Here is a 9895-nt window from a genome sequence, read left to right as displayed (position 1 = left end):
CTATGTCATTCGTTTTCGTGGCGACACTTTCGTGAGCGCGGCCGATGGCGAGACGGGGGTCATCGCAAAATCTGTTCCAAAACCTACGCTAAGGATTCAGGCTTTCGAGCCGGCTTGGATTTCGCGATAGACGGTTGATCGCCCGAGGCCGGTTTGCCGCGCCGCCTGTGTTGGCGACATGCCGCTTTTCACCAGCAGGAGGGCGGCGTCCAGCTTTTCCCGATCGAGAGCGGGGCGGCCGGGCTTATGGCCTTTGGCGCGCGCAGCGTTCATGCCGTCGCGTGTGCGTTCAGCGATGAGACGCCGCTCGAACTGCGCAATCGCGCCGAAAACATGGAACACCAGTTCGCCAGCGGCGGACGATGTATCGATTTTTCTTCCAGAGACATGAGCGCCACGCCGCGCTTTTTCAGCGTCTCGACGACATCGAGCAGCTCGCGCAGCGAACGCCCGAGCCGATCCAGCCGCACGACAGCGAGGGTGTCGCCGGGGCGGATGAAATCGAAGAGTTCTGCGAGGCCAGGTCGCACAAAGGTCTTTCCAGAGACCACATCCTCGAAGATGCGCAACGCGCCGATCGTTTCGAGGCGCTGCTTCTGGCTGGCGAGGTCTTGATCATCGGTCGAGGCGCGGGCGTAGCCGAGGATGTGGGACATGGGCGGAGGTTTCTATGTCGGACCGGTCGTCCACAAACCGATTGGTTTGTGGACGAATGCATCTTGAGCCACGCGAGTGGCTGAAGGCCGTCCATAAAATACGTCCGTAAATTATCTTGTGTCCAGAAATTTATTGAACCATTCATGGACATATTTCGACCTCGAGCCTGTCCATGCCACCGCGTCACATTCTCTCCCCGCAATCGCGCGCCGCGCTGTTCGACCCGCCGAGAGAACCGGCAGCGATCGTGCGCCATTACACGTTCTCCCCGGAAGACTTGGCGCTGATCCGTCGACGTCGACGCGCCGCCAATCGGCTCGGCTTTGCCGTGCATCTCGCCTATTTGCGATTTCCCGGCGGCGTGCTCGGCGCGAATGAAACGCCTCCCCCCGAAATGCTGGCTTTCATAGCATTGCAGATGGGATGCAGCGCTGAAGACTTTTCTTCATACGGTCAGCGCAGCGAAACCCGTTGGGAACATCTCGGCGAACTGCAAGCCTATCTCGATGCGCGACCGTTCCAACGTGAAGACATGCGCGCCGTCGTTCACGCGGCGATCGAACAGGCGATAGGATCGGACCGCGGCGATGCGATCGTTTCCGCAATGATAGAACATTTGCGGGAGCGCCGCATTCTTCTGCCAGCGTCCGCCGCCCTGGAGAAAATCGCCTTGGCGGCGCGCGCGCTCACCCGCAAGCGCGCCTACAAGAATCTTGTCGATGGATTACCGAAAAGCACGATCGCGGCGCTGGAATCGTTGCTCGTCGTCGACGACGAACAAAGCCGAACCCCGCTCACATGGTTACGGGAATGGCCGGAAGCGCCACGCCAGAAAAATCTGGTCGCCCTCGTCGAACGGCTGCAATATGTGCGCAAGCTCGACGTCGGGCCAGATCGCGAGCGACGCATTCATCAGGCCCGCTATGCGGCGATTGCACGAGAAACAACCATTCTCAGCGCACAACATCTTTCACGCTTCGATATGGAGCGCCGTCTTGCGACGCTCATCGTATTCGCGCGCGAGATGGAAACGATCCTTACCGACGCCACGCTCATGATGTTCGACAAGATGCTCGGCTCCGTGTTTCGTCGCGCCGACAATACGCACAAGGAAAACCTCGTTGCGCGCGCCAAGACGCTCGACGCGTCGACGCGGGCGCTACTTGGCATGGCCAGAGCCATGTTGGCGGCCAAGGAGCATGGCGAAGATCAGGTCACAACCGTGGAGCGCGCGCTTGGCTGGAAGCGGCTGAAGGCCATTGTGGATGAAGCCGACAAAACAGTTGCGACGACGCGACCGGACAATCTCGGCGAAATTGTGGAACGATACGCGAGCGTGCGGCGCATGACGCCGCTCATCCTCGGAGCGTTCGCGTTCCACGCGTGCAAGGAGAGCGATACCCTGCTCGCCGCCCTCGACATGCTGCGTGGCCTTCATGCCAACGGCGCCAAAAAGCTTCCGCCGCATCCGCCGACAACCTTCCTGAAACCGGCATGGCGCAAGTTCGTCAAGACCGACACTGGGGTCGATCGCAGATCCTATGAGGTCGCGGTCATGATGACGTTGCGCGAGCGTCTGCGATCCGGCGACGTCTGGGTCGAGGGTAGCCGCGCCTTTCGCGCCTTCGACGATTTTTTGCTGCCGCCCGACGCATTCGCCACGCGCCGAAGCGCCGGCGAATTGGGTCTTGCCGTCGACGATCGCTTCGAGGATTGGCGCGCCGAAAAAACCAAGCTGCTGGAATCACGCCTCTGGGAGGTCGACGAGCTTGCCGCCGCCGGCGAGCTGCCGGAAGCGACACTCACCGAAGAAGGCCTGTCGATCAGCCCCATTCGTAGACAGGAAAACGATGCCGCCGACGCAATTGCGCGCCGGCTTTACGCCATGCTGCCGCGTCTGCGCGTCACCGAGCTGCTTGCCGAAGTCCACGGCTGGACGGGCTTCGCCGATCGCTTCGGACATTTGCGCACCGGCGCGCCGCCCGACGATCCGCAAGCCATGATGACAGCCTTGCTCGCAGACGCGACCAATCTCGGTCTCGCACGCATGGCCCGCAGCTCCAAAGTCTTCAGCCATTCGAAGCTGTTATGGATCGCCGAATGGCATGTGCGCGATGAAACCTATCAGGCGGCGCTCGCCTGTCTTGTCGACGCCATTCATGCGCAGCCCTTCACCAAAATCTGGGGCGACGGCGACGCGTCGTCCTCGGACGGCCAGTTTTTCAGGGCCGGCGGCCATGGCGAAGGGCGCGCCGACTACAACGGAAAATACGGCTCGGAGCCGGGCGTGAAATTCTACACGCACGTTTCTGATCGCTATGCGCCGTCCCACACCAAGGTCATCGCCGCTAACGCCAGCGAAGCCGCGCACGTGCTCGACGGCTTGATGCACCATGAAACTGCGCTCAATATCCGCGAACATTACACAGACACTGCCGGTGCTATCGATCACCTGTTCGCCCTGTGCGGTCTGCTGGGCTACCGCTTCGCACCGCGCATCCGCGACCTCGCCGATCGTCGCCTCTATGTCATCGATCCCCGTGCGGATTACAAAGCGCTCGGAACGATGATCGGCGGCGTCATCGATACGCGCCTTCCCGGCAACAACTGGGATGAAATCCTTCGCTCGGGCGCGTCGATCAGGGCCGGAACCGTAGCGCCGTCCGTGCTCATACGCCGGCTCGCCGCCTATCCACGCCAAAACGCGCTCGCCAAAGCCCTGCGGGAAATCGGTCGTCTGGAGCGCACGCTGTTCACGCTCGACTGGATCAGCGACCCCGCCCTGCGCCGCCGCGCCAACGCCGGCCTCAACAAGGGCGAGGCGCACCACGCTCTCAAACGGGCCGTGTTCTTTCATCGGCTCGGCGAAATCCGCGATCGGACATTCGAAAACCAGTGCTACAGAGCTTCCGGCCTCAATCTCGCCGTTGCCGCCATCATCCTATGGAACACCGTCTATCTCGGCCGCGCCGTCGACGAGCTGCGCTTCCGCGGCGAAATCCTTTCCGACGAGCCTCTCGCCCATGTCGCTCCGCTCGGATGGGAGCATATCGCCTTCAACGGCGATTACATCTGGCCCGCAGAGCCCCTCCGAACCGCCTTCAGGCCCCTACGAAATCCCCGCGCCGACTTTCTCGAAGCCGCTTAGCGTAGGATTTGGAACAGATTCTGCGATGACCCCCCGCACGACCGCCCCGCCGAGTTCTATCTCCACGCGCCGCGTCTTTGCCGCACGCGGCTCCGCCGGCGACTGGCGCTCGATCTTTTCCGCGCGGAGAGAGGCAGCGCGTCGCCATCCAAAAAGTTGCGACGGCGTGATATCCAGCGAACGGGCCAGCGCCGAGATATTCGTGCCGGGCTCCAGCGACGCGGTGATCGCTCGATCCTTGAAGTCCTCCGACCAACGTCGGCGTTCTCCGACCGGCGCTCCTTCGAGACGTTCGGCGCGGACCTCGATGAACTGGTTCGTGTCAGTTCTGCGCATAGGCGTAGACATAGATGTTGCTATCCATGTCCAACCGCTACCACTTCCACGCCATGCGCCGCCAGAATGGCGCCGGGTGAACGCTTACCTTGTTTCGCCAGGGTTGCCTGTATTACGACGCGATTCCCAACATGCCGGAAAAAGACTTGACCGCGCTCATGGAGCGCTTCCAGGCTGCGCTCTCAGAAAACAAGGTCACGGCCGCCGTGCTCGCCGTGGGGTGAGAAAATGAGGGGATGCTTGAGCTTTCACGTAGGTCTCATCGAGACGCCAGCTGGATCCAATCGCGCGCTTGCGAGCACGGAACTGTTTCTCCAGCAAAGGCGCATACTTGACGACCCAGCGGTTGAGCGTGGAATGGTCGACTTCGACGCCTCGCTCTTCCATCATTTCCTCGAGTTGACGATAGCTCATCGGATACGCCACATACCAGCGGACGCCCCACAAGATCACCTCGCGTTCAAAATGGCTGCCCTTGAAATCGATCATCCTGCTATTCCGCCTGCCCCAGTCCGGCGATCATAGCCTTTCGCGACAGAACCGCGGAGCCTTACGAACGTCTTGAAAGGATCATGACTGCTTTGGCAATCCAAAGCAGTCGCGCAGAGGCGTCAGCCAAGCGCCTTCTCGATCTCGCGTAGCCTTTGCTCACCTACATTCAGCTTGAATCGCCTTCCCGACATTGCGGATCGCGAGCAGATTTTCGCAATTTCGCGAGACATGATCGGCCTCGATCGCTCTCCACCCGTCCTGCTCCCGCTTGAATATCGAGAATGACCTTGCTTGCAAATGAGTTATCAGGTCGGCCGTCGTATATCCGAAAGCTCTACTATGCCTTATCCAGCTTTCAAAATATATCATTCTTGTTCGATCTAAAACAGACGCCGCGCCTTTCAAAACCTCCAATTCATATCCTTCGACGTCTATTTTTAGAAGGTCAATTTTTTCAATCCTGTAAAGCAAATCGTCGAGCGTCTGGGCCTCGATGGAGATTCCGCCCTTGTCTTCGGGCTGCACGGCGTTCATTTCATCCGTCACGGAGTCGGATAAGTTGAGACGTCCCATCCTTGATCCAATCGCGACATTGTACAAGATCACGTCGGCGCTATTCAGTTGTGCATTCGATTTCAGATAGCCGAATATCCTCGGATGCGGCTCGACGCCGATGGCCAAGCCGGCCACTCCGACGATATGCTTTGCTGTGAAGAGAAGCGACCCTACATTCGCCCCTATATCTACATAAACGTCGCCTTTATTCAAAAGCGTGAACAAAGTCTGCTCGTCTTCGCGCAGGCGCGAGGGGCCGTCGATGAACATTTCTCCGGTTACGCCCGACGGAAAAAAACGAAGCCTATAATATCCCCGATCGATGATCACATGAACGGATAGACCGGTCTTTACCAGAACTTTTGCGACGAAGTAGCGTAGCGGGTCGGCCCGACGAAAGCCGGCTCTCAGATTGGCCAATATATTGAACGCCATTTTTTTGTCCTTTTCGATCCAAGAGGCGGAGCGACGTTATCGTTGATCGTGAGCGCGCAGCCAAGCCTTCACATGCTTGGCGATGCGTTCGCCGGAAAAGCCGTCGCCATACGGATTGATCGCCTCGCTCATCCGATGACGCTCCGAGGCGCTGTCGAGCAAGACGCGTGCTTCGCGAACGATGTCGTCTCGCCTTGTTCCGACAAGTCGCACGACGCCGGCCTCGACCGCTTCCATTCGTTCGGTTTCGTTTCGCATCACCAGGACCGGAACGCCGAGGCTGGGGGCCTCTTCCTGCACGCCGCCGGAGTCTGTGAGAATCAACTCAGCCATCGACATCAGATGAACAAATGAAAAATAATCAACAGGAGCGCAAAGATGAATGTTCCGTCGTCCAGAGAGCATCTCTTTCGCTGGCCTTTGCACATGGGGATTCAGATGCGCCGGATAGACGATCGCTATGTCTGGATACGCGTCCGCGAGGTCGCACAGCGCAGCGAAAATCTCCTGCAATGGCCCACCGAAGCTCTCTCGCCGATGCGCAGTCACCAGAACGAGTCGCCGGCCGCCGATAGCGACCGGCGGTGGCGGCGCCCGCATTCCGCGTGCGAGGCGCAGCGTGTCGATCACCGTGTTTCCCGTAACGAAAATACGGTCTTCGGCGACGCCTTCGGCCATGAGCGCGCGCCGATTGGCCTCGGTCGGCGCGAAATGTAGATCGGCCAGAACTGACAGCAGGCGTCGGTTGACTTCCTCAGGAAAGGGAAACAGCTTGTTGCCTGTGCGCAATCCTGCTTCGACATGCCCGACGGCGACCTTTCCGTAAAAGGCGCAGAGGCCGCCCAGCATGGCTGTCGTCGTGTCGCCCTGCACCAGAACGAGTTGTGGACTGTGCTCGACGAGCATCGCCTCGAATGCGGAAATCGCGCGGCTCGACAGCTTGTAGAGCGTTTGCCCTGGCTCCATGAGGCGCATATCATGATCAACCCGCGCTTCGAAAGGCCCCAAGATCTGATCGAGCATCTCGCGATGCTGGCCGGTCGACACGAGCAACGTGCGCAGCCCTTCTTCGGATCGCAGAGCTCTCAGCACAGGGATCATCTTGATCGCCTCGGGGCGAGTTCCGACGACTACCGCGACAGTCGGGAGGCTCATGAGCGCACTGCGTCCCTGACGCGACGCGCGAGGAATCGTTGCAGCTCTTCGCGTCGCGTCGTCGCGGCGACGTTCAAGCGATTGAGCAGCCATCCGAGTTGACTTCGCAGGCGTCGGTCGCGGGACTCGAGAGCGGACACGAACGGCATCTTCGTCTCTCGCGCGAAGGTCAGTATTTCTGTCATTTGCTCATGGTCGCGATAAAGGGCCGTTCTGTTCAGCTCGTGGAAAAAAAGCTGGCGCAGGTTTAGGTGCTTTTCTATGCCTCGCGTGATCAGGTCGTAATGCATTCTCAACGTCGTTATGTGGCGCTTACTGCCCTCCTGGCGGGTCAGGCTGCGTGCGTGGTCACGATATCGATAAAGCGGCTGCCGAATGCGCTCGATCGGACCCCCGACATGCTGTAGCCGTAGAAAAAAGTCTTTGTCCTCCACGAGGCGGTATTCTGGCCGATAGTTTCCGACACGTCGGGCGACGTCGGCGCGGTAGAGAAAACACGCCCAATTGCCATCGTCGTAGCCGATGGTTCGACCAGCGTCATCTATACGGAGGAAGTCGGCGGACACCATCGGCGTATCCGGGCGCGCGTCCAGATAGTCGACCATTGTCTGCAGCGCGCTCGGCAGAAACGCGTTGTCATCCGATGTCCATGACCAATACACGCCGCGCGCGCGAGCGAATCCGGAGTTGAGCGCTTGAGGCAGTCCGAGGTTCTCCTGCATGACCGTCACGAGGCGGCGATCGGCATAGGTCGCCAAAATGTCCTTGGTCTCGTCGAATGAGCCGTCGACCACGACGATGAGCTCGAAGTCGCCGAAGGTCTGATGTAGGCATGTGTCGAGCGCTTCGCGTAGATGACGAGCGCCATTGTATGTCGGAAGGACGATCGAAACTCGAGGCATGCAAATTATTCCTTGGGTGGCCTCGCGAGAGGGCGAGATACAGCTGAAGTTTAGCTAAGAACGCAGAAGCCGTTCTTTGTCGGGACCTGAGTGGAGCGTCGGGCGAGAGCTGATGCGCCCCGGAAATTCGCCGGCCGTCCGGATTTCCGCACAGCGTTTTCCGAGGCGGTGATTGCTCAGGCCGACATGCTCGAGGGCCGATAGTCCAATTCGTGATAACGAGCCTCGCGCACGAGGTGTCCGTCCTTGAGCTCGAGAACGATGTCGCAGTCCCGAAGGGTCGATATTCTATGGGCGACCACCAGCACCGTCACATCTCGGCTGAGCGACTCGATGCCGCGCATCACTGCGTTTTCGGTGGCGTCATCCAGGGCGCTCGTGGCCTCATCCAAAATCAAGATATCTGTTTGCTTGTACAGGGCACGGGTAAGTCCGATGCGTTGACGTTGCCCGCCTGAAAGTCTCACGCCACGCTCTCCGACGAGAGTTTGATATTGGTTAGGCAAAGTATCGATGAATTCGTCGACCTGCGCCTTCTTTGCGGCCATGCGCACGCGCTCCATGTCGATATGACGCACATCTGCTCCGAACGCGATGTTTTCGGCGATGGTCGCGTCCGCGAGATAGATGGATTGCGGCACATGCGCGATGCATCTCTGCCACGCCTTGTGACTTTTCGGGCCGAGCCGTCGCCCGTCGACCTCGATGACCCCGCTCGTCGGTTCGAGGAGGCCCGTGATGAGATCGATGAGCGTGCTCTTGCCGCTACCTGTCGCACCGATAAATCCGACACGATCGCCCCGGCGGATTCGAAGGCTCACGTTTCGAACTGCGTCAGGCGAGTCGTCATGATAGCGGAAGGTCACATCGCGGAGGATGATGTCGCTTTTGAAATCCAGACGATCGACCGAAGAAGACATCGTGTCGTTTTCCGGGAGCGGCTTCTCCAAGAGAGCGACGACGTCGGTAAGGCTGCTCGCATTCGCGTTCAACGCGGCGCAACAGAAGTAAATCATCTGCATTTGCGGCAACAGCCTTTGAGCGCCGATCGCCAGCGCGCCCAGCACGGGGACCGCCTCCGACAATCCGCTCGGCCGCAAGCTCAGCCAATAGGCCAGAGCGACTATCAAGATCATCCCTACGGATTCGATCAGGTGGCGCGGCGAACCGCTTATGAAATAATTAGCCGCCTGAGCGCTCCGTCGTGCGCGTTCGATGTCCATAAATCGGGCGATATAGACTTCCTGCGCGCCATCGAGGAGAATATCGCGAATGCCGCCCAATCCCTCCTGGACGGCCTGAACGCGTCGCACTTCATTTTCTGCGATCATCTTGCTGTTGGCGCGCAAGCGAACCCCTGTGGTGACGGTGACCGCCAGGTAGATCAGGGTAAATCCAACGCCGCACAAGGTCGCCGCGACGGCGTCGACATAAATGAGCGCAATGAGGATGGCGACGGAAACGATGACGGCGTTCGCGCTCTGAATCAAGGGACTGATGACGCCGGCAACAATGGTTTGGGTCTTGTTGAGGCCGGCGATGATCTCGCTGGTATTATGGAAGATATGGAATTTGTATGGCTGATAGAGCGTTCGCCGATAGACTTCTGCGCCGATGTCGGCGCCGATGTCGAAGGTCGATTTGAAGCCGAGCCAGGAAACAAACATTCTGACCGCCGCCGCGCACATTGCGACAATGGCGAAGACGGTCGCCGCGGCGAGAATGACGTCGGCGTCCCCCGACTGCCGCCCGATCGCGTGGAGCAGGCTCTGCAAAAATGGATAGCGGGAGGTCTGCGCGGGATCGGCGAGCAGAGAGAGAAAAGGCGCGACCGCGCCGAAAGTGGCGAGCTCGGCTGCGGCGGCGCAAAACATCGCGATCCACAGGCTGACGAGTTGCCAGCGCCGTCGGAGAGGAAGATAGGTCAGCAGACGTCGGAGTCTGCCGCCCGACTCGAGGAATTGATTCATGATCGGAAAAGAAGCCATTGTAAAATCCGCCTTGTTTTTCCAGTCCGGCTGCCATGTCGTTTCAGCGACGAGAGTCTCTCGCGTCCCGTCTCACGAAGGCTCGATCGTCGACGACCCGGAGCGCTATGCGAGCATTCTTTGGTTGAAGCGAATTCTGATCGATCGAACGATGCCGTTCGATCGGAAAGCGCTTGTCTTATGACTTTTCCTGCCGCTGAGGCAGAAAGGAACCGCTGGGAGAGGGT

The 9895-nt window shown here is 59.4% G+C and carries 9 protein-coding genes and 1 pseudogene; 2 read left to right on the top strand and 8 right to left on the bottom strand.

Going from position 1 to position 9895, the window contains the following annotated elements; genetic code table 11:
• Window positions 1–96: 96 nt before the first annotated feature.
• Complete coding sequence (locus tag KP010_RS22715) at window positions 97–342, bottom strand: helix-turn-helix domain-containing protein (protein ID WP_281405396.1); 246 nt, start codon at window positions 340–342, stop codon at window positions 97–99.
• A complete protein-coding gene (locus KP010_RS09110; RefSeq protein ID WP_253203590.1) occupies window positions 270–656 on the bottom strand; it encodes a recombinase family protein in 387 nt (128 codons plus the stop codon). The genes KP010_RS22715 and KP010_RS09110 overlap by 73 nt, the downstream gene beginning before the upstream one ends.
• 173 nt (window positions 657–829) lie before the next feature.
• Between KP010_RS09110 and KP010_RS09105 the strand changes: the two genes are divergently transcribed.
• The gene (locus KP010_RS09105; RefSeq protein ID WP_216280750.1) at window positions 830–3805 is read left to right on the top strand and encodes a Tn3 family transposase; all 2976 of its coding nucleotides are present in this window, start codon (window positions 830–832) and stop codon (window positions 3803–3805) included.
• Here the strand turns inward: KP010_RS09105 and KP010_RS09100 are convergent.
• The 6 genes and pseudogenes from KP010_RS09100 to KP010_RS09075 form a co-directional block, all read right to left on the bottom strand.
• Window positions 3767–4141 carry a transposase gene (locus KP010_RS09100; protein ID WP_253203847.1) on the bottom strand — a complete coding sequence of 125 codons (375 nt, stop codon included), beginning with the start codon at window positions 4139–4141 and terminating at the stop codon, window positions 3767–3769. The two genes, KP010_RS09105 and KP010_RS09100, sit on opposite strands and share 39 nt — an antisense overlap.
• A 246-nt stretch (window positions 4142–4387) precedes the next feature.
• Window positions 4388–4630: pseudogene (locus KP010_RS09095) on the bottom strand (transposase); the annotation flags it as partial.
• Between the two features lie 159 nt (window positions 4631–4789).
• The gene (locus KP010_RS09090; protein ID WP_142863404.1) at window positions 4790–5623 is read right to left on the bottom strand and encodes an FkbM family methyltransferase; all 834 of its coding nucleotides are present in this window, start codon (window positions 5621–5623) and stop codon (window positions 4790–4792) included.
• 36 nt (window positions 5624–5659) lie between these two features.
• Window positions 5660–6778, bottom strand: coding sequence for a non-hydrolyzing UDP-N-acetylglucosamine 2-epimerase (gene wecB, locus KP010_RS09085; protein ID WP_142863403.1), 1119 nt, complete (start codon window positions 6776–6778; stop codon window positions 5660–5662).
• Window positions 6775–7680 carry a glycosyltransferase gene (locus KP010_RS09080; protein WP_142863402.1) on the bottom strand — a complete coding sequence of 302 codons (906 nt, stop codon included), beginning with the start codon at window positions 7678–7680 and terminating at the stop codon, window positions 6775–6777. The genes wecB and KP010_RS09080 overlap by 4 nt, the downstream gene beginning before the upstream one ends.
• Before the next feature lie 176 nt (window positions 7681–7856).
• Window positions 7857–9668 (bottom strand): ABC transporter ATP-binding protein, encoded by a 1812-nt coding sequence (locus KP010_RS09075; RefSeq protein WP_210244298.1) that lies wholly within the window; start codon window positions 9666–9668, stop codon window positions 7857–7859.
• Here KP010_RS09075 and KP010_RS09070 point away from each other — a divergent pair.
• On the top strand, window positions 9649–9852 hold the full coding sequence (locus KP010_RS09070; RefSeq protein ID WP_216280748.1) for a hypothetical protein: 204 nt from the start codon (window positions 9649–9651) through the stop codon (window positions 9850–9852). The genes KP010_RS09075 and KP010_RS09070 overlap by 20 nt on opposite strands.
• Window positions 9853–9895: the final 43 nt, after the last annotated feature.

The organism is Methylosinus sp. KRF6 (assembly GCF_018887255.1).
GTDB classification, from domain to species: domain Bacteria; phylum Pseudomonadota; class Alphaproteobacteria; order Rhizobiales; family Beijerinckiaceae; genus Methylosinus; species Methylosinus sporium.
Note: the sequence above shows the minus strand (reverse complement) of the source record. Positions and strands in the feature narration are given on the sequence as shown.